The sequence below is a fragment of the Cognatilysobacter bugurensis genome (assembly GCF_014652095.1).
GTDB classification, from domain to species: domain Bacteria; phylum Pseudomonadota; class Gammaproteobacteria; order Xanthomonadales; family Xanthomonadaceae; genus Cognatilysobacter; species Cognatilysobacter bugurensis.
Genome location: NZ_BMYD01000008.1, coordinates 12,902 through 31,577, shown reverse-complemented (window position 1 = coordinate 31,577; position 18,676 = coordinate 12,902). Strand labels below are relative to the sequence as shown.

Sequence of the window (18,676 nt, the reverse complement as noted above, 5' to 3'; positions counted from 1 at the left end):
GCAAAAAAAAGGGGCGTCCCCCGACGCCCCGTTGCGCAATCCTGCAACCGGAAAATAAAACGGTGAAACGAAACCTCAGGCGACCTCGGCGATGAGGCGGCGCTGCGTGCGCAGCCCCGTGCTGAGCAGTGCATCGACGTCTAGGATCAACGCCATGCGACCGTCGCCGATCAGGCTGGCGCCGGCATAGCCGGCCAGCCCGCGCAGTGCGCGCGGAAGCGCCTTGATGACGACCTCTTCGCGGCCGCGGACCCGGTCGACGACGAGGCAGAAGCGTTGTTCGCCGGCCTGCAGCACGACCGCTGTGGTCTCCTGCGCCGGCAGCGGATCCAGACCCAGCCACGCGCGCAGATCGAGCAGCGGCAGCGGTCGCTCGCGCAGGTCGAGCACGGGCTGGCCGTCGATCCACATCGAGCGTTCGGGGCGGTGCGAGAGCACTTCGACGACGCGCACGAGCGGCAGTGCGTAGACGTCGTCGTCGATCTCGATGAGCAGTGTCGGCAGGATCGCGAGTGTGAGCGGCACGCGGATCACGAAGCGCGTGCCCCGTCCGACTTCGGACTGGATCTGCACCTGGCCCGAGAGCTCGCGGATCTTCGACTGCACCACGTCCATGCCGACGCCGCGGCCGGAGAGGTCGCTGACCTGCTGCTTCGTCGAAAAACCGGGCAGGAAGATCAGCTGCAGGCACTCGTCCGGCGTGAGGCGGGCCGCGGACTCGATGTCGAGCAGCCCCTTGCCGATCGCGCTCTGGCGGATCTTGTCGGGGTCGATGCCGCCGCCGTCGTCGCGCACTTCGATCGCGACGTGGTCGCCTTCCTGCTGCGCGGACAGGCGCACCAGGCCGGTGTCGGATTTGCTGCTCGCGCGGCGCGTCTCGGGCGATTCGATGCCGTGGTCGATCGCGTTGCGCATCAGGTGCACCAGCGGATCGGCCAGCGCTTCGACGAGGTTGCGATCGAGTTCCGTTTCAGCGCCGATGATCTCGAGGTTGACGTTCTTGCCGACCTGGCGCGAGACGTCGCGCACGAGCTTAGGGAAGCGCGAGAACACGCGACCGACCGGCTGCATGCGCACGGTCATGACCGCCGATTGCAGGCGCGAAGTGGCTGCGTCGAGCGCGGTGACCGCGCGGTCGAGGTCTTCGTCGCCGATGCGCGGGCGGATCGTCTTGAGGCGGTTGCGCGCGAGCACGAGTTCGCCAACGAGGTTCACCATCGCGTCCAGGCGGCGCACGTCAACGCGGACGGTCGCATCGCCGGGCTCCGGGCTCGATGCAGGCTTGGGCTTGCTCTCGGGCTTCTTTGCGACGGGTTTCGGCGTCACGGGCGCTGCGACGGCCGCGGCGCCCGGCAATGCGCCGGCGCCGTGCAGGCTGTCGAGCAGCGCATCGAAATCGAGGTTTTCGAGGTCTTCGGGCAGGTCTTCGGCCTGCACCGGCTTGGCCGATACCGCCGGCGCCGGCGCGTTGGCGCCGTAATGGAATTCGGCGATGAGTTCGGCCGGCGGTTCTTCGAGCGCCTCGCCGTTCGCGATCGCGTCGAGCATCCCCGACAGCAGGTCGATCGCCTGCTGCGTGGCATCGAACGTGCCCGAATGCAGTGCGGCTTCGCCGCTGCGTGCGGCGCTGAAGCGGTCTTCGACGGCGTGGCAGAGCGTCACCATCTCTGGGAAATCGAGAAAGCCCGCGCCGCCCTTGATCGTGTGGAAGCCGCGGAACACCGCATTGAGGCAGTCGCGGTCGTTCGGCGCGTGTTCGAGCCCGACGAGCTGTTCGCCGAGCTGGTCCACGATTTCGCGCGCTTCGACGAGGAAGTCGGCGCAAATCTCGGCGGCGGATTCGCCCATGTCAGAGCCCCAGCGAGGACAGCAGATCGTCGGCGTCGTCCTGTCCGGCCGGCGCGGCATCGACGCCCGCGACGGACGGGCCGAAGCCCTTCGACGAATTGGAGGCCGCGGCGGGCAGTTGGAGCGGCGCCGCCTCGGGCATCGCGCCGCCGGACGCCGTGTGCACGCAGCGCACGATGTCGACGACGCGCTTGATGATCTGGCCGGTGAGGTCCTGGTAGCCCTGCGCCGCGGTCATTTCGGACAGCCGCATGCGGATGCCGGTGACGGCTTCGGCGGCATCAGTGCCGCCCGGCGCCGGGATCTTGGCGAGCAGATCGCGGATCTGGTCGATCATGTCCATCGTGCGATGGCTGGCTTCTTCGCTGACCTGCACGGCGTGCTCGAGGCGCGTGCAGGCCTCGGGCAGCGAGCCGGTGCCGCAGGCGTTGTCGCCGAACGCCTGGCCGAGTTCGCGTGCGAGGCGCACGAGGCCCTGCACCAGCGGTTGGCTGCGCCATTCGACGAGGGTATCGAGGTGCTCGCGGAAGCCGGACTGGTCGTCGTGCTCGAGCGCGCACAGCGCCGCGCGCACGCGGCGGATGATGTCCTCGCGGCCCTCGGCGCTGAGCGCCGTGTCGGCGTCGATCTCCAGTTGCGCGCTCATTACGCAGCGGCCTCGATGCGCTCGAAGATCTTGCCGAGCTTTTCAGCGAGCGTGCCCGCAGTGAACGGCTTGATGACATAGCCGTTCACGCCGGCCTGCGCGGCTTCGATGATCTGTTCGCGCTTGGCTTCGGCCGTGACCATGAGCACCGGGGTCTTGCTCAGCGCGGCGTCGGCGCGCACGTTCTTGAGCAGCTCCATGCCGGTCATGCCGGGCATGTTCCAGTCGGTGATGATCAGGTCGTACTTCATGCGCTTGAGTTCCTCGAGCGCGGTGAGGCCGTCGTCGGCCTCGGCGGTGTTGGAGAAGCCGAGGTCGTTGAGCAGGTTCTTGACGATGCGGCGCATGGTCGAGAAGTCGTCGACGATGAGGATCTTGATGTTCTTGTCCATGGATGCCTCGCGGCGGCAGTGCAGTGAAGGGGAGGCGGTGCACGAAACCCCGTGGGGGTGCACCGTTCGCAACGGGTATCGACCGGTCCCGTGCGTCCTGAAGCGGTGGATGCGTGCAGCGCGCGGTTCGGTGACGGCCGTCGCGATCAGTCGTCGTTGGTTGCGGCGATGCCGTTCCACTCGCCCAGGCGCGAGCGCAGGCGCAACATCGCCTGGCCGTGGATCTGGCACACGCGCGATTCGCTGATCGACAGCACCGCGCCGATCTCGCGCAGGTTCATTTCCTGCTCGTAGTACAGCGACAGCACGAGCTGCTCGCGCTCGGGCAGCAGGCCGATTGCCTCGCCGAGCGCGCCGCGGAACTCGGATTGCTCGAGCGCACGCGCGGGCGTCGCGCCGTCGGTGCTCGCCAGGCGCGGCTCGCCGTCGTGTTCTTCGGCGTGCGCATCGAGGCTCAGCAGTTGGCCGCGCGAAGCGTCCTCGAGCATCGCGTGGTACTCGGTCATGCTGACGCCGAGCTGCTGCGCAACTTCCTGTGAGGTCGCAGCGCGGCCGGTGGCCTGCTCGACCGCGCGCGTGGCGGCGACGACGTCGCGGTAGCGGCGGTGCACCGAACGCGGCACCCAGTCCCCACGACGGATCTCGTCGATCATCGCGCCGCGGATGCGGATCGAGGCATACGTCTCGAACGCGGCGCCCTGGTCGGACTGGAAGTTCTTCGCGGCCTCGATGAGGCCGAGCATGCCGGCCTGGATCAGGTCATCGATCTCCACGCTCGCAGGCAGCTTCGCCGCGAGGTGGTGGGCGATGCGGCGCACGAGTTCGGCGTGCTTTTCGACAATCGCGGCCGCGTCGGTCTGGGGGCGGGCGGCGCGGTAGTGGGCGGCGGCCATGGCATTCATGCGGCGCTCCTGGCTGGGGTGACCAGCCGTTCAAGGAAAAATTCAACGTGTCCGCGCGGGCCTTGCGGGACCTGCCACTGGGACGCGCGTCGCGCGACGTCGCGGAACGCGAGCGCGGACGGGCTGGACGGGAACGCCTCGACGACGGCTTCCTGGCGCTGCACGGCGCGGCGCAGCCATTCGTCGCGCGGGATTGCGCCGAGATACGACATCGTGACGTCGAGGAAGCGCGCGCTGACGCGTTCGAGCTTCTCGAACAGGTGGCGGCCTTCCTGCGGGCTGCCGACCTGGTTTGCGAGCACCTGCACCCGGGTCACGCCGCGTTCGCGGCTGAGCACCTTGACCAGCGCGTAGGCGTCGGTGACCGAGGCCGGCTCGTCGCAGACCACGATGATCACGTCCTGCGCGGCCTGGCAGAACGTCAGCACGCCATCGGCGATGCCGGCGGCGTTGTCGACGACCATCGTGTCGATCGGCAGGTCGAGCTGGCTGAAGGCATGCACCAGCCCGACGTGCTGCGCGGGGGTGAGCTCGGTCATGTGGCGCTTGCCCGATGCGGCCGGGACCACCCACAGGCCACCGGGGCCTTCGATGATCGTGTCGGCCAGTTCGCAGCGTCCGGCGATCACGTCCGCCAGCGTGAAGCGCGGCGACAGGCCGAGCATCACGTCGACGTTGGCGAGACCGAGATCGGTGTCGAGCAGCAGCGTGCGGCGGCCGGCCATCACCAGTGACATCGCCAGGTTCACCGAGACCGACGTCTTGCCGACGCCGCCCTTGCCGCTGGCCACCGCGATGACCCGAACCGGCGCGACGCTCGCCGGCGTGGCGGGCGCGGCTTCGGCGCAGGGGGCCGGGTCGGCGGCCGGGGTGTCGTGTCCGTTCATGTCGTGTCCGAGGCAGGATGCGTTGGGGTCAGGCGACGGCATGGCGGTCCTCGGTCATCAAGGGGTTGTCGGCAGCGCGGCGCAGTTTTTCGATTGAAGCGACGAGGCGAACGGGGTCGGCGGCCTCGATGTCGTGCGGCACCTGCTGCCCCGAAGTGGTGTAGGCCAGGTGCATGTCCTGCTTGACCAGCACCGACAGCGCGGCGCCGAGGCGGCCGGTTTCGTCGGTCTTGGTCAGCACGACGCCTTCCGGCGACGCCGGGCGGTAGCGGCGGATCACTTCGCTGAGGTCGTGCGGGTGGGCGTTCGCGGGCAGCACCAGCAGGCTGCGCACGCGGCGCGCGGTGCGCAGCCACAGGATCTGGCTCAGCAGCGCGCGGTCGCGGGCGGCGTAGCCGGCGGTGTCGACCAGCACCAGCGGGTAGTCGGCCAGCTGGTCGAGCGTGGCGTTCAGCGCTTCGGGGCCTTCGGCCTCGCAGACGGTGATGCCGAGTCGGCGGCCGTGCGCGTGCAGCTGTTCGCGCGCACCGGCGCGGCTGACGTCCGTGGTGACCAGCGCGACGTCGCGGGCGCGGTGGCGGGCAGCGAAGCGCGCGGCGAGCTTGGCGATCGTGGTGGTCTTGCCGGCACCGGTCGGGCCGACGAGCGCGATCACGCCGCCGTCGTCGATCGGCTCGGCTTTGTGGGTCATGATCATGCGCGCCAGCTCGGCGAGCATCGGCTCGCGGGTTTCTTCAGGCGAGAGCTGCGCATCGATGCGGCCGGCGACGTTCTGCGCGACGCTCTCGTCGCAGCCCCAGGCCAGCAGCGTGTCGAACACATGCGCGCGGCCGGCCGAACCGCGCAGGCGTTCGATCGCGTAGTGGTCCATCTGGCGCTCGATCAGCTCACGCATCGAGGCCAGCTCGTTGCGCATCGCTGCGAGCGTCGGGTCCTCGACGGGCGTCGCGACCACCTGCAGCACGGGCTCGGCGGGCACGGCGATGACGGCCGGCGCAGCGGCGGGGGTCACCTCCGCCACTGGGTCGATCGCAGCAATCGGAGCCGGAGCCGCTTCAACAACCGGGGCGGCGGCCACCGGCGGGGCGGCTTCGATCTTGACGACCGGCGCGATCGGCGCGACTTCGAGCACCGGGGCCGGCGCGGCCATCGCTTCGGCGGCCTGGGCGGCCGGCGACGGCGATGCGGCCACCGGTGCCGGCATTTCGTTGGCGTGTTCCGCGGCGGACAGGCGCGCGAGCAGTTCGCGGAAATCGTCGCCGGGCGCCAGGGTGGCCGGTGCGGCAGCAGGCGCAGCAGGCGCAGCAGGCGGGTAGGACGCGGCCGCGAAATCATTCGGGTTGAAAACGCTTTCTTCCTCGACGCCGGCCGTCAGCAGCGAGGCGAGGGCCGGTGGGTGCGAGCGCGAGGCCGCCTGGGACGCGGCGCGTCGGGCCGAGGCGGCGTCGGCCTCGGCGGCCGCCGCGTCGACGCGGAACACTGCGCGGGCCCGCGCCGCAAGCGAGTCGCGCGGCGTCGTGCCGGACATCGCGGCGATCATCGCCTCGGCGCGCGTGCCCAGCGACCGTGCGGCAGGCGCCCCCTGCGGTTCGCCGGCTGCGGCGCGGGCGGCGGTTTCCTGACGCGCGTACGCGGTCGGTGCCGGCATCTGCACCGCGTTCGGGGCGGCGTGCGGCGGGGGGGCTGCCCCGAACGTGCCCGGAGCCGCGGTGCGCAGCGCCTGCTGGACCAGCGCCTCGTCGTAATCGGTGGCGGCCACCACCTCGATGCCTTCCGGAATCGAGCGGTTCGAGAGGATCACCGCGTCCGCGCCCTGCTCGTCGCGAACCATACGCAGCGCAGTGCGCATGTCAGGGGCGACGAAGCGTTTGATTCTCATCAGTGACTCCTTGAACGTGGGGCGCGAAATACGGGGTGTTGGATCGGTTGGAACGGCCGCGGCCGCTCCCTGCCGATGACAAGGCAATAACCGTGCCTACGCTCGGGGCTCCGATTCGACGGGCTTCCGTCGGGGCCGCGGGCGGGGGGCGGGTTGCCGTCGCTGGGGCGTTGGGCCGCGCCGGAGCGGGGTGCGCAGCTTCGACGGGCGCGGCGGGTGACGGCGGGGCGTCGTGGCGCCGGCTCCGCAGGCGGTTCGAGGCGAGTAACGAGCCGGGGCCGTCCGGGGTGCGGGTGACGGGGTGCGCCGGCGGCGGTGACCGCGCTCTGAGGCGTCCGCTTCGGTGCCGCGCCGCGAGCGGGTGTTCGGCGATGCGCGACGGTTCGGCAGCGCCGGCTGTTCCCGCGGAGCAAAGGCGACGCCGTGCGAGCGGCGCGGCTCGTTGCCGGGATCACCGCCAAGCATCGGGGGGCGGCCTTGCGGTTCGATGGGCGGGCGGTTGTGTGGCGGGGCGGGTGGCAGGTTCCGCCGGGGCCGTTGAGGGGCTTCGAGGCTCCTCGTGCCGCTTCCGCGGCACGCCTTATTCCAGACAGGCGGTACGCGTGTTTCGGCAAGGCGTCCGTCAGCTCGCAACAGAAGGCGCGTGCGGGTTACGCGCCCGCCTCGATGGCCGTCGGGCAATGGGGCGGCCGCGCGAGATCGTCATGGGGCGGTTGTCTAGCGATGCGATGCCGGCGTTCGGCCGCGCGAGACGGTTGTAGGCGGAGTGTCCGGCCCGGCCCGGCCCGCGCGGGCGCTCGGCGTTCGCCAGGGCCGCGCGCCGGTGGCGCGAGCGCCCCGGCTCATCCGGCCCGTCAGCACAGCTGCCGGGCGTTCGAGCGACCGCGCGGCAGTGCCGCGCAAGCGGCCGCTCTCACCCGGCCCGTCGGCACGGCCGCCGGGCGTTCGAGCGACCGCGCGGCAGTGCCGCGCAAGCGGCCGCTCTCACCCGGCCCGTCGGCACGGCCGCCGGGCGTTCGAGCGACCGCGCGGCAGTGCCGCGCAAGCGGCCGCTCTCACCCCACCGATCCCACCAGGCGCAGGCGCTTGTCTTCCGGCACTTCGCCATACGCCAGCACCGCAAGCTGCGGCACGCTGTGACGCACGAGGCGGGCGATCGCGGCACGGACCTGGCCGGGCACCAGCAGCACGGCGGGCTCGCCGAGGCTTTCCTGGCGCGCGACGCATTCGCTGAGGTTCTGGTGCAGGCGCTCGGCCAGGCCCGGCTCCAGCGCCGCGGCCTGCCCGCTGACCGAGTCCTGCAGCACGCGTTCGAGCTGCGGGGCCAGCGTGTAGACCGGCAGTTCGGTGCCCATGCCGGTGAGCTCCTGCACGATGAACCGGCCCAGCGCCGTGCGCACCGCCGCGGTGAGCACGGTCGGGTCCTGCGTGTGGGCGCCGTGCTCGAGCAGCGCTTCGACGATCTGGCGCATCTGTCGCAACGGTACGCGCTCGGCGAGCAGCGACTGCAGCACGCGCACGACCGACGACAGCGGCAGCAGCTTCGGCGTCAAATCCTCGACGAGCTTCGGCGTCGCCTTGCCGACGCTGGCAAGCAGCTGCTGCACTTCGTCGTGGCCCAGCAGTTCGGACGCGCGTTCGCGCACGAGGTGCGACAGGTGCGTGGCGACCACGGTCGCCGCATCGACGACGGTGTAGCCCAGCGATTCGGCATGCGCGCGCTGACTCGGCAAGATCCAGACCGCGTCCAGTCCGAATGCCGGGTCCTTGCCCGGGATGCCTTCCACCGGTCCGAACACGCGGCCCGGGTCGAGCGCGAGCTCGCGGTCGGGATGCAGCTCTCCGGCCGCGATCGGCACGCCGTGCACGAGCACGCGGTACTGGCCGGGGGCGAGTTCGAGATTGTCGCGCACGTGCACGGCCGGGATAAGGAAGCCCAGATCCTGCGTGAGCTTGCGTCGCACGCCCTTCAGGCGGGCGAGCAGTTCGCCGCCCTGGTTCTTGTCGACCATCGCGATCAGCTTGTAGCCGACCTCCAGGCCCAGCGGTTCGACCGGGCGCACTTCGTCCCAGCTCAGCTCGGCCTGCGGGGACGGCGCCATCGACAGGCCGTTGCCCGGCGCGGTTTCGGCGTTTGCGGCTGCAAGCAGGGCGGCCTTCTCGCGCTGGTTGAGTTTCCAGGCGGCATAGCCGAACGCCGACGCGAACAGCAGGAACGGCACGTTCGGCATGCCCGGCACGATGCCGATCAGGCCGAGCACCGCGGCGGTGACGATCAGCGCACGCTGCTGGCCGAACACCTGTGTGCCGACCGCCTTGCCCATTTCCTGCTCGCGCGTGGCGCGGGTGACGAGCATCGCGACCGCGGTCGAGACCAGCAGCGCCGGCAGCTGCGCAACCAGGCCATCGCCGATCGCGAGCAGCGAGTACACCTTCGCCGCTTCGCTGAAGCCCATGCCGTGCTGCGCGATGCCGATGATGATGCCGCCGATCAGGTTGATCGCGAGGATCAGCAGGCCGGCGATCGCGTCGCCGCGCACGAACTTGTTCGCACCGTCCATCGAGCCGTAGAAGTCGGCTTCCTCGCGCACTTCCTCGCGGCGGGCCTTGGCTTCCTCGCGGGTCAGAACGCCCGCGTTGAGGTCGGCGTCGATCGCCATCTGCTTGCCGGGCAGCGCGTCGAGGATGAAGCGCGCCGAGACTTCCGCGATGCGGCCGGCGCCCTTGGTGACGACCACGAAGTTGATGACGGTCAGGATCGCGAACACCACGAAGCCGACCGCATAACTGCCGCCGATCACGAACTGGCCGAAGGCCTCGATGACGTGGCCGGCCGCGCCCGGGCCCTCATGGCCGTGCAGCAGCACCACGCGCGTGGAGGCCACGTTGAGCGCCAGCCGCAGCAGCGTGACCAGCAGCAGCACGCTGGGGAAGACCGAGAATTCGAGCGGCCGCTTGACGTACACGACCGCGAGCAGCACCACCAGCGACAGCGCGATGTTGAGCGTGAACATCACGTCCAGCACGATCGGCGCGAGCGGCACCAGCACCATCGCCAGCATCGCGAGCACGGCGACCGGCGCGGCGGCGCCCCCGCGCACCGCGCTGGCGATGCCCGACAGGCGTCCGGCAGGCACGCTCATCGCGGCGCCTCGCTGTCAGGTGCGCCGTCACGGCCGACGTCGAGCTGGTTCAGCTCCGGCATCGGCCCACGGGCCGGGTGCCAGCGCTTGAGCTGGTAGACGTACGACAACACCTGTGCGACGGCGGCATACAGCTTCACCGGAATCTCCTGATCGACCTTCGCCTGCCGATACAAGGCGCGTGCCAGCGGCGGCGCTTCGACCAGGGTGACCTTGTGGTGGCCGGCGAGTTCGCGGATGCGCAGCGCGAGTTCGTCGACGCCCATCGCGACGACCTTCGGTGCGCGCATCGCGCCGGCTTCGTATTTCAGTGCGACCGCGTAGTGGGTCGGGTTGGTGATCACGACGTCGGCGGTCGGGACCGCGTCCATCATCCGGCGCTGGCTCATCTCGCGCGCGACCTGGCGCACGCGCGCCTTCACCTCGGGATTGCCCTCGAGCTCCTTGTGCTCGTCGCGCAGCTCCTGCTTGGTCATCTTGAGCTTGTTGCGCCAGTGCCAGTGCTGGTACGGGATGTCGAGCGCGGCCAGCACGCCGAGCGCGCCGACCATCGCCAGCAGCGCGAACACCGCCAGGTCGACGCCGTAGGCGATCGAGCTTTCGAGCGATTGCTTCGGCATCGCGATCAGGCGGTCGAACGCGCGGTAGACGACGAACGCGCCGATGCCGCCGAGCAGCACCACGCGCAGCAGCGAACGCACGAGTTCGGCGAGGCTTTCCTTGCCGTACATACGCTTGAGGCCCGCCATCGGGCTCAGCCGCTTGAGGTCCGGCTGCAGCGCCTGGTTCGAAAAGCGCAGGCCGCCCATGATCGCCGGTGCAATCAGGCAGGCCGCAAGCGCGGCAAGCACCAGCGGCAGCATCGGCAGCATCAGCTTGAGCATCAGCGTGGCCGCGTGGCCGAGCAGGCGGTCGGGTTCGCCGATCAGCGTGGGGTCAAAGCGCAGCGCGTCACGCATCCAGCCCTGCGACGCGCTGCCGATGCCGGGGCCGGTCACCATCAGCGCGACCGTGGCGCAGCCGAGCACCGCCACGTTCGCCAGCTCTCGCGATTGCGGGACGTCGCCTTTGGCGCGCGCGTCCCGCAGTCGTTTTTCTGATGGCTGTTCGGTTTTGTCTTCCTGGTCGCTCTCGGACATCCACTCACCCGGTCAATGCGCGGGCTGCGAGGAACGCTTCCTCGAACAGCCGCATGACCGGTCCCTGCAGCTCCCGTGCCAGCAGCGACAGCAGCAGCAGGCCGACCAGCAGCGCGACCGGCAGGCCGATCTGGATCGGGTTGAGCTGCGGCGCCGCTTTGGACAGCACGCCGAACGCGAGGTTGACCGCGAGCAGCGCCATCATCACCGGCAGCGCGAGCAGTACGCCGGCGCGCAGCGCGGTCGAAAAGAACGTCGGCAGCAGCGAGATGAACTCCTGCAGGTCCGCGATCGGCTGGCCGATCGGGAGCGCGGCGTAGCTTTCGAACAGCAGCCGCACGAGCGCGAGGTGACCGTCGACGGCGAAGAAGATCAGCGCGAAGCTGAGGTAGAACCACTGCGCGAGCACCGGCGAGGAGGCGCCGCTGAGCGGGTCGGCCATCGTCGCGAACGACAGGCCCATGCCCTGGCTGACCAGCTCACCGGCCAGCTGACCGGCTTCGAACGCGATCCGGATCACCAGCCCGATCGAAATGCCGATCGCGAACTCGCGTAGCACCGACAGCACGGTCTGCGCGTCGACCGCGGCCGCCGGCGGCACCGGCAGCAGCGTGGCCATCGCTGCGGCGATCGCCACCGTGGTGATCAGCCGCGCGCGCGCCGGCATCGACCGGCCGCCGATCATCGGCAGCACCTGCAGCGCGGCGCCGATGCGCAGGGCGTGCCACAGCACCGCGGCGAGCATGCCGAACAGGTTGAGCCCGTCGACGGTGGTCAGGGTGACCGTATCCACCGCTTCAGCCGATCAGGTGCGGGATGCGCTGGAACAGTTCGATCGTGAACGACACCAGGCGGCCGAGCAGGAAATGCCCGGTCAGCGCGAGCGTCGCCGCCAGCGCGACGGCTTTGACGACGAAGCCGATCGTCTGCTCGTTGATCTGCGTCGCGGCCTGGATGATGCCGACGAGCACGCCGACGGCGAGCACCGCAAGCAACGGAGGGGCGCCGAGCATCAGCGCCATCTGCAAGCCGCGGCCGATTTCGGTGAGGGCGGTTTCAGGGGTCATGTCGTGCGCCTCACGCGGGGTTGAAGCTGGCCGCGAGCGAGCCGACGACGAGCACCCAGCCGTCGACGAGCACGAACAGCAGGATCTTGAACGGCGCGGAGATCAGCATCGGCGAGAGCATCATCATGCCCATCGACATCAGCACGCTGGCCACGACGAGGTCGATGATCACGAACGGGATGTAGATCAGGAACGCGATCTCGAATGCGGTCTTGAGCTCGCTGGTCAGGAACGACGCAGCCAGTACGCCGAACGGAATGTCCTGCGCGGTGGCATACGGGCCGGAGCTGGACAGCCCCGCGAACGTCATCAGGTCGGTTTCGCGCACCTGCGCGAGCATGAAGTCGCGGAACGGCTGCGAGGCCTGCGCCCACGCGGTGCGGAAATCCATCTGATCGTTGAGATACGGCGCGATGCCGGACGCCCAGGCCTGATCGAACGTCGGCATCATCACCATGAAGGTGAGAAACAGCGCGAGCGCGAGCAGCACCTGGTTGCCCGGGGTCTGGCCGGTGCCCAGTGCCTGTCGCAACAGCGCAAGCACGATGATGATGCGAGTGAATGCGGTGACGCCGAGCAGCGCCGCGGGCAGCAGCGTGATGCCGGTCATCAGCAGCAGCACCTGCATCGGCATGCTGACCGGCTCGCCGCCGATGCGGCCCACGGTCACCGAGGGCAGCGGCTGGGCGGACGGGGCCGCCTGCGCGGTCGGCAGCGTTGCGCGCGGCGCGGTGGCCTGCGTGGCCACGGCCTGCGCCGGTTGCTGCGCGGGCGCGGTGGCGGCCGGTGCGGTCGGGCGCGTCGTGACGGTCTGCGCCGCGGCGGGCGCGAGCAGCGCCATCGCGAGCACGAGCAGCAGCGCGTGCATCAGGCGCTGGGCCCAGGTTGAAAACCGAGTCATGCCTTCTTTCCGAAATGCTGTGCGAGCAGCTGCGCGAACTGCGGCCCCGGTGTGGGGCCCGCTTCGGGGAGCGGCTCAGCGAGGGTGTGCAGGGTGCGCGTGCCGCCCGGGCCCACGCCGAGCAGCAGCTGGGTCTCGCCGACTTCGACCACCACGACGCGCTCGCGCGGGCCGATCGGCAGCGAAGCGACCATGCGCAGGCCGTTGCTGGGTGCGCCGCGGCCGAAGCCGGGCATGCGCTTGGCCAGCCAGCCGAGTCCGAGGATCAGGCCGACGACGAGCAGCAGTGCGAACACGGTGCCGCCCAGCGATCCGGCGTCGGCCGGCGATGCGGCCGGCAGCGGCCGGGCTGCGGCCTGCGTGGTCGCGAACGTCTTGGCCGGAACCGGCACCGCGGGAGTCACCGTCGCGGCTACAGCCGTGGCATCGGTCGTGGCCGTCGCAGGGGCGACCGGCGGCTCCGTCGTGACGTCCACCGGTGCGGCAGTCGCTGCCGCATCCGGCCCATAGACGGACGCCAAGCCGTTGCTGGCCGCCGGTGTGGCCTGCACGGCCTGTTGCGGAGCGGTTGCCGGGCGGGCGCCGTCGGCCACGAGCGCCGTGGCGTCGCCTGCCTGCGCTGCAGACACGGGCGCTGCAGCGCGTGCGACGTTGGCCGCACGCTCGTCGCCTGCAGTCTCCATTGCCGCGTCCATCGCCGGACCGATTCCGCTCATGCGTGCGGTCTCAGCGCAGCCGCTTGATGCGTTCGGACGGGCTGACCACGTCGGTCAGGCGCACGCCGAAACGATCGTTGACGACCACCACCTCGCCCTGGGCGATCAGGGTGCCGTTGACGAACACGTCGAGCGGTTCGCCCGCACCGCGCTCGAGCTCGACGACCGAACCCTGGTTGAGCTGCAACAGGTTGCGGATCGCCAGCTTGGCGCGGCCGACCTCGAGCGAGAGCGTGACCGGCACGTCGAGGATGACGTCCAGGTTGAGGTCGGGAGCGCCGCTGGTGTCGGCGGTCAGCGAATCGAAGGTGGCGGGGGCCGCGGCGTCAGAAGGATTCATGGCGTGATCACGTAGTCGGGACGGTTGGAGCGGGGCAGGTGCACCGAGGTCACCTTGATGGCGTTGCGGCCGTTGTGGAATCCGAATTCACCGCTGAACAGCGCGGTTTTCTCGACTTCCAGCGTGACCGAAGGCGGCAGATCGATCGGGATCACGTCGCCGACGCGAAGCCGGCACAGCTCGCGCAACGTGATCGTGCGCTTGGCCAGCGCGCTGCTGAGTTCGACCTCGGCGTCCTGCAGCTGCGCGCGCAGTGCGCGCTCCCAGCTTTCGTCCTTTTCGACGCGGTCGCTCTGCACGCCGGCATCGAGAAGTTCGCGGATCGGCTCGAGCATCGACCACGGCATCGCGATGTGCACATCGCCACCGCCGCCTTCGAGCTCAACGTGGAAGCGGCAGACGACGATGTATTCGCGGGGGCCGACGACGTTCGCGAAGTGCGGGTTGATCTCGGAGTTGAGGTACTCGAACTCCACCGGCATCAGCGGCGCCCATGCCTCGGCGAGGTCGGTGAACGTCTGCTTCAGCAGCAGCTGGATCACGCGCATTTCGGTCGGCGTGAACTCGCGGCCTTCGATGCGCGTGTGGTACTTGCCCGAGCCGCCGAAGAAGTTGTCGACGACGGTGAACACCAGACGCGGCTCGAACACGACCATCGCCGTGCCGCGCAGCGGCTTCATCTTCACCAGGTTGAGGTTGTTCGGCACCTGCAGCGAATGCATGTATTCGCCGAAGCGGATCATGTCGATGCCGCGCACCGACAGATCGGCCGAGCGGCGCAGCAGGTTGAACAGACCGATGCGCCACGTGCGCGAGAAGCGCTCGTTGATCATCTCCAGCGTCGGCAGGCGGCCACGGACGATGCGGTCCTGGCTTGCGAAGTCGTAGCTGCGGGCCTCGCCCGTGGGCGGTGGCGGCTCCTCGACCTCGACCACGCCGGAGTCGACGCCGTGGAGGAGGGCGTCAATCTCGTCCTGTGACAGCAGATCGCTCATCATCAGGGCAGTCCTTACTGGATCACGAGGCTGGTGAAGTACAGCGCGTCGACCTTGTCGGGCGCCTTCTCGGCCTTCAGCACCGCGCGCACCTCGGTAAGCGCGAGCTTCTGCAGCTTCTCCTTGCCGGCGCGGTCATTGATCGTTGCCGACACTTGGCTGCCGAGCAGGAACAGCATCCGGTTGCGGATCGCCGGCGCATGCAGCTCGAGCGCGGCCACCGTCTCGGGATCGCGCGTCATCAGCTGCACGTCGGCCTGCAGGTAGCGCGAGGATTCGTTGTCGGCCAGGTTGACGACGAACGCCGGCGTCATCGCGTGGTACAGCGCAGGCGGCACGACCGGGGTGGCGGCTGCTTCGGCACGGCTGGCGAACACGAAATAACCGCCGGCGCCACCGCCGGCGAGCAACGCGACGGCGCCGACCGCGATCAGCAGCATTTTCTTTTTCTTCGGCATGGGGGTAGCAACAGCAGCAGCGGCTTGGGCGGTCACGCGACGCACTCCGGACAGGGTCGACGGAGCTGTGCAAGCGGTGTGCCGCGATCAAGGCCGTGCGGGCGCCGGACTATTGGCGCCTGGCTGAACGAGCCGGCGTCGGGATCCCGGCGAGCGCCGCCGTCAGGCCGGAACGGCGCGCCCTGCAGTGCTGCTGCAGGCAGCGCCAAGCCGCACTGATGTGCGGCCGGCCGGCCCGTTTGCGCGGTCGGGCAGGCGGTGCCGTGGGGCCGGGCAACGTGGCTGGACCGCCGCCGCGCCATGCAGCGACGGCCGTCGGGTCAGAGCGATGCCCGGCCGGGTGTCGCGCCGCCTATGCGATTGCGCGGCGGCGCGCAGCGCGTTCGTGCGCCGGGTCAGGCGACTTCGTCGAGCAGGCGCTGGCTGCGAACCACGGTGGCGGCGGGGGTAGCGTCAGACCGCTCGTCGCGCTCGCCGTTCGCCGGCGCAGCCGCACCCCCCTGTTGCGAATCGGATCGCTGCTGGCCGACATCGGCCTGTGCGAGCTGCAGGCCGTGCTGGCCGAGCATGTCGCGCAGGCGGCCGAAGCTGGCTTCCAGCGCCTGCCGGACTTCGGGCTGCGCGCTGAAGAACTCGGCGCTGACCTTGCTGCCGTCGAGCTGCAGGCGCACGTCGATCGTGCCCAGGTGTTCGGGCGTGATGCGGATATCCGCATGCCCGAGGCGTTGCTCGGCCATCCAGACGATGCGGCTGCCGAATCCGTCGTCGAAGCCCACGTCCGGGTCGGCCGGCAGCGCGATCGTGCCCGGGACGGTCACGGCCGCTTCGAGGCGCGACACGGTGCCGGATGCCGGCGCCGTCGACCACGGGCTGCCCGCGGTGCTGGCCTCGAACGGCCCCGCTGCGGTCGGGCCGGCGGCATCGCCCAGCATTGCGGCGAAATCGGCCTTGCCGGCGGCGGCTTCCGCCGCGACGGCCATCGGTGCGGTCGCAGCTGCGGTGGCCGCGGCTGCGGTCGTGCCCGCTGCCGACGCCCAGGCGTTCGCGCCCGGCAGTACGGGCGCGCCCGTGGGCGCGCCGCCTGCGGCGACGCCAGGCCGGCTGCCGGCAGGAACCGGAGGCGGCGTGGCAGCTGCGCTCACGGTGGGCGGCGCCATGGCGACGCCGAGCATCGCGAGCAGCTGGTCCGGCAGGCTCGCGTCTGGTGCGATGGCGGCTGCGGCGCCAGCGTCGTTCGTCGGCGCGGACGGCGTCGGGGCCGATGCGGACGCAGCGGCCGCGTCACCGCCTGCGCCCTGCAGGCCCGCGGTTTCAGCGCCGGCTGCGGGGTCGGACGCGAGCAGGTCGTCGAACGATTGACCGGTGCCCTCGCTCGCGCCCGGCTTGGACGTGGGCTGGCCCGTGGCCGCCGCGTTGGCGGTCGGTGCGGGGGCGGGCGTGGGGGCAAGCGCTCCCTGGATGCTGTTCATGCGGTGTCTCCTTCATCGGCGGCGACGCGCGCCGCGCGTGCGCGTCGGCCGCCTAGATCGTCGAGTTCGCGCTGCGTGCGCTTCTCGGCGATCCGGCCTTCCTCAGCGCGGTAACTGGCTGCCAGCTGCTCGAGCACCTTGGTGTCGCGGCTCGCAAGCATCAGGCGGGCGCGCTCGACCTCGGCGCTCTGGTGGGTGTGGTGGACGATGCTCACCTGCTGCTGCACCGCGGCGTCGAGCTTCTCGCGGAACGCAAGCCGGTTGGCGAGCAAGGCCGGGGCGATCGTCGCGTTCGCGGGGGCAATCGCGTATTCGTCCGCATAGCGGCGCAGCGTTTCGAGCCGGGCCTGTTGTTCGGCCAGCGCACGGTCGCGCTCGGCCACCTGGCGGGCGGCTTCGTCCTGGCGTTGCTGCTTGATGCGGAGCAGGGGGTCGAGGCGTTGCGAGCGGGTCATTGGGCGTCGCTGCTGGAAGGGTCGTCGGGGCGGAAACGCGGTGGGGCTTTAGGTCCTTCGGGTCATACGCCGTCGAGCAGCTGCGCCAGCGCGGCGCGGCTGGCTTCCACGTCGGCACCCTCGTGCACGTCCTGTCCGAGGAAATGCTGGATCGCCGGCCAGCGCGCGAGCGCCTCGTCGACGACGGGGTCGTTGCCGCGCTGGTAGGCGCCGATCGCGATCAGGTCACGCTGCGCGTTGTAGGCCGACATCAGCCGCTTGAGCTTGCGGATGCGTTCGCGCCACGGCGCGTCGGTGATGTCCTGCATCACGCGGCTGACCGACACCTCGATGTCGATCGCCGGGTACTGGCCCGAGTCGGCAATGCGGCGGGTCAGCACGATGTGGCCGTCGAGGATCGCGCGCGAGGCGTCGGCGATGGGCTCCTGCTGGTCGTCGCCTTCGGTCAGCACTGTGTAGAACGCGGTGATCGAGCCGCGACCGTCGGCGCCGTTGCCGGCGCGTTCGACCAGGGCCGGCAGCTTGGCGAACACCGAGGGCGGGTAGCCGCGGGTGGTCGGCGGCTCGCCGACCGACAGGCCGATCTCGCGCTGCGCCTGCGCGTAGCGGGTCAGCGAATCCATCAGCAGCAGCACGTGCAGGCCCTGGTCGCGGTAGTACTCGGCGATTGCCGTGGCGCGCAGCGCGCCGTGCAGGCGTGCGAGCGGCGGCCGGTCGGCCGGCGCAGCCACGACGACCGCGCGGCGCAGGCCTTCCTCGCCCAGCGTGGCTTCGACGAAATCGCGGACTTCGCGGCCGCGCTCGCCGATCAGGCCGACCACGATCACGTCGGCCGCGGTGAAGCGCGTCATCATGCCGAGCAGCGTCGACTTACCGACACCCGAGCCCGCGAACAGACCGACGCGCTGGCCGCGACCGATCGGCAGCATCGCGTTGATCGCGCGCACGCCGACGTCGAGCGAGCGCGTGATCGGCTCGCGCATCAGTGGGTTGATGGAGACGCCCGCCAGCCCGACCCAGCCTTCGGCGCGGATCGGGCCGCGGCCGTCCAGCGGTACGCCGTCGGAGTCGATCACGCGGCCGAGCAGGCCTTCGCCGACTGCGACCTCGCCTTTCTGGCGCATCGACACCACGCGCGCATTCGGCAGCAGGCCATCGAGGTGGGCGGTGGGCATCAGGTACGTGCGTTCGCCGGAAAACCCCACGACTTCAGCCTCGACCCAGCGGCCGCCGGAGGTTTCCACGCGGCAGCGCGAGCCCATCGGGGAGGTGCAGCCCGAGGCCTCCAGCGTCAGGCCGACCGCGCGGCGCAGCACGCCTTCGCGCGTCAGGCCCAGCGCTTCGGGTTGCGGGTCGGCCATGCGCAGCCGCCCGGCCAGGCGCAGGTTGCGGGCTTCTTCCCAGTAGGTCGCAGCGATCGAGGTCATCGGCGTTGTGGA

Annotated in this window: 18 protein-coding genes; all 18 read right to left on the bottom strand. The window is 70.4% G+C overall.

All coding sequences use genetic code 11. The features are described 5' to 3' along the window. Positions 1 to 75 precede the first annotated feature (75 nt). Entirely contained in the window at positions 76 to 1,848 is a 1,773-nt protein-coding gene (locus IE075_RS15105) for a chemotaxis protein CheA (RefSeq protein ID WP_189457931.1), read from the bottom strand. A 1-nt stretch (position 1,849) separates the two neighbouring features. Next, entirely contained in the window at positions 1,850 to 2,494 is a 645-nt protein-coding gene (locus IE075_RS15100; protein ID WP_189457930.1) for a protein phosphatase CheZ, read from the bottom strand. After that, positions 2,494 to 2,886, bottom strand: a complete 393-nt coding sequence (cheY, locus tag IE075_RS15095; RefSeq protein WP_189457929.1) for a chemotaxis response regulator CheY — start codon at positions 2,884 to 2,886, stop codon at positions 2,494 to 2,496. The genes IE075_RS15100 and cheY overlap by 1 nt, the downstream gene beginning before the upstream one ends. 146 nt (positions 2,887 to 3,032) lie before the next feature. Continuing rightward, positions 3,033 to 3,788, bottom strand: coding sequence for an RNA polymerase sigma factor FliA (locus IE075_RS15090; RefSeq protein ID WP_189457928.1), 756 nt, complete (start codon positions 3,786 to 3,788; stop codon positions 3,033 to 3,035). Continuing rightward, positions 3,785 to 4,675, bottom strand: a complete 891-nt coding sequence (locus IE075_RS15085) for a MinD/ParA family protein (protein WP_189457927.1) — start codon at positions 4,673 to 4,675, stop codon at positions 3,785 to 3,787. The genes IE075_RS15090 and IE075_RS15085 overlap by 4 nt, the downstream gene beginning before the upstream one ends. A gap of 28 nt (positions 4,676 to 4,703) precedes the next feature. Continuing rightward, positions 4,704 to 6,554, bottom strand: coding sequence for a flagellar biosynthesis GTPase FlhF (gene flhF, locus IE075_RS15080; protein ID WP_189457926.1), 1,851 nt, complete (start codon positions 6,552 to 6,554; stop codon positions 4,704 to 4,706). A gap of 1,055 nt (positions 6,555 to 7,609) precedes the next feature. Continuing rightward, the gene (gene flhA / locus IE075_RS15075; protein WP_189457925.1) at positions 7,610 to 9,697 is read right to left on the bottom strand and encodes a flagellar biosynthesis protein FlhA; all 2,088 of its coding nucleotides are present in this window, start codon (positions 9,695 to 9,697) and stop codon (positions 7,610 to 7,612) included. Further along, positions 9,694 to 10,836: a flagellar biosynthesis protein FlhB gene (flhB, locus tag IE075_RS15070; protein WP_189457924.1), complete on the bottom strand. Its 1,143-nt coding sequence runs from the start codon at positions 10,834 to 10,836 to the stop codon at positions 9,694 to 9,696. Before flhB ends, flhA begins: the two co-directional genes overlap by 4 nt. A 4-nt stretch (positions 10,837 to 10,840) precedes the next feature. Beyond that, positions 10,841 to 11,629, bottom strand: a complete 789-nt coding sequence (gene fliR, locus IE075_RS15065; RefSeq protein ID WP_425489387.1) for a flagellar biosynthetic protein FliR — start codon at positions 11,627 to 11,629, stop codon at positions 10,841 to 10,843. Positions 11,630 to 11,633: 4 nt separating this feature from the next. Beyond that, entirely contained in the window at positions 11,634 to 11,903 is a 270-nt protein-coding gene (locus tag IE075_RS15060) for a flagellar biosynthetic protein FliQ (RefSeq protein ID WP_189457923.1), read from the bottom strand. A 10-nt stretch (positions 11,904 to 11,913) separates the two neighbouring features. Beyond that, complete coding sequence (fliP, locus tag IE075_RS15055; RefSeq protein ID WP_189457922.1) at positions 11,914 to 12,804, bottom strand: flagellar type III secretion system pore protein FliP; 891 nt, start codon at positions 12,802 to 12,804, stop codon at positions 11,914 to 11,916. Beyond that, entirely contained in the window at positions 12,801 to 13,208 is a 408-nt protein-coding gene (gene fliO, locus IE075_RS15860) for a flagellar biosynthetic protein FliO (protein WP_425489389.1), read from the bottom strand. The genes fliP and fliO overlap by 4 nt, the downstream gene beginning before the upstream one ends. 322 nt (positions 13,209 to 13,530) lie before the next feature. After that, on the bottom strand, positions 13,531 to 13,860 hold the full coding sequence (gene fliN / locus IE075_RS15045; protein ID WP_189457921.1) for a flagellar motor switch protein FliN: 330 nt from the start codon (positions 13,858 to 13,860) through the stop codon (positions 13,531 to 13,533). Beyond that, entirely contained in the window at positions 13,857 to 14,861 is a 1,005-nt protein-coding gene (gene fliM / locus IE075_RS15040; protein WP_189457947.1) for a flagellar motor switch protein FliM, read from the bottom strand. The genes fliN and fliM overlap by 4 nt, the downstream gene beginning before the upstream one ends. An 8-nt stretch (positions 14,862 to 14,869) precedes the next feature. Further along, positions 14,870 to 15,349 (bottom strand): flagellar basal body-associated FliL family protein, encoded by a 480-nt coding sequence (locus IE075_RS15035; RefSeq protein ID WP_229792564.1) that lies wholly within the window; start codon positions 15,347 to 15,349, stop codon positions 14,870 to 14,872. A gap of 359 nt (positions 15,350 to 15,708) precedes the next feature. Further along, a complete protein-coding gene (locus tag IE075_RS15030; RefSeq protein ID WP_189457920.1) occupies positions 15,709 to 16,782 on the bottom strand; it encodes a flagellar hook-length control protein FliK in 1,074 nt (357 codons plus the stop codon). After that, the gene (fliJ, locus tag IE075_RS15025; RefSeq protein ID WP_189457919.1) at positions 16,779 to 17,237 is read right to left on the bottom strand and encodes a flagellar export protein FliJ; all 459 of its coding nucleotides are present in this window, start codon (positions 17,235 to 17,237) and stop codon (positions 16,779 to 16,781) included. The genes IE075_RS15030 and fliJ overlap by 4 nt, the downstream gene beginning before the upstream one ends. 62 nt (positions 17,238 to 17,299) lie before the next feature. After that, positions 17,300 to 18,664, bottom strand: coding sequence for a flagellar protein export ATPase FliI (gene fliI / locus IE075_RS15020; RefSeq protein WP_189457918.1), 1,365 nt, complete (start codon positions 18,662 to 18,664; stop codon positions 17,300 to 17,302). Positions 18,665 to 18,676 lie beyond the last annotated feature (12 nt).

Coding starts and splice junctions, on each gene's coding strand:
- IE075_RS15105 (WP_189457931.1), bottom strand. CDS start 1,848: ATGGGCGAATCCGCCGCCGAGATTTGCGCCGACTTCCTCGTCGAAGCG.
- IE075_RS15100 (WP_189457930.1), bottom strand. CDS start 2,494: ATGAGCGCGCAACTGGAGATCGACGCCGACACGGCGCTCAGCGCCGAG.
- cheY (WP_189457929.1), bottom strand. CDS start 2,886: ATGGACAAGAACATCAAGATCCTCATCGTCGACGACTTCTCGACCATG.
- IE075_RS15090 (WP_189457928.1), bottom strand. CDS start 3,788: ATGAATGCCATGGCCGCCGCCCACTACCGCGCCGCCCGCCCCCAGACC.
- IE075_RS15085 (WP_189457927.1), bottom strand. CDS start 4,675: ATGAACGGACACGACACCCCGGCCGCCGACCCGGCCCCCTGCGCCGAA.
- flhF (WP_189457926.1), bottom strand. CDS start 6,554: ATGAGAATCAAACGCTTCGTCGCCCCTGACATGCGCACTGCGCTGCGT.
- flhA (WP_189457925.1), bottom strand. CDS start 9,697: ATGAGCGTGCCTGCCGGACGCCTGTCGGGCATCGCCAGCGCGGTGCGC.
- flhB (WP_189457924.1), bottom strand. CDS start 10,836: ATGTCCGAGAGCGACCAGGAAGACAAAACCGAACAGCCATCAGAAAAA.
- IE075_RS15060 (WP_189457923.1), bottom strand. CDS start 11,903: ATGACCCCTGAAACCGCCCTCACCGAAATCGGCCGCGGCTTGCAGATG.
- fliP (WP_189457922.1), bottom strand. CDS start 12,804: ATGACTCGGTTTTCAACCTGGGCCCAGCGCCTGATGCACGCGCTGCTG.
- fliN (WP_189457921.1), bottom strand. CDS start 13,860: ATGAATCCTTCTGACGCCGCGGCCCCCGCCACCTTCGATTCGCTGACC.
- IE075_RS15030 (WP_189457920.1), bottom strand. CDS start 16,782: ATGAACAGCATCCAGGGAGCGCTTGCCCCCACGCCCGCCCCCGCACCG.
- fliJ (WP_189457919.1), bottom strand. CDS start 17,237: ATGACCCGCTCGCAACGCCTCGACCCCCTGCTCCGCATCAAGCAGCAA.
- fliI (WP_189457918.1), bottom strand. CDS start 18,664: ATGACCTCGATCGCTGCGACCTACTGGGAAGAAGCCCGCAACCTGCGC.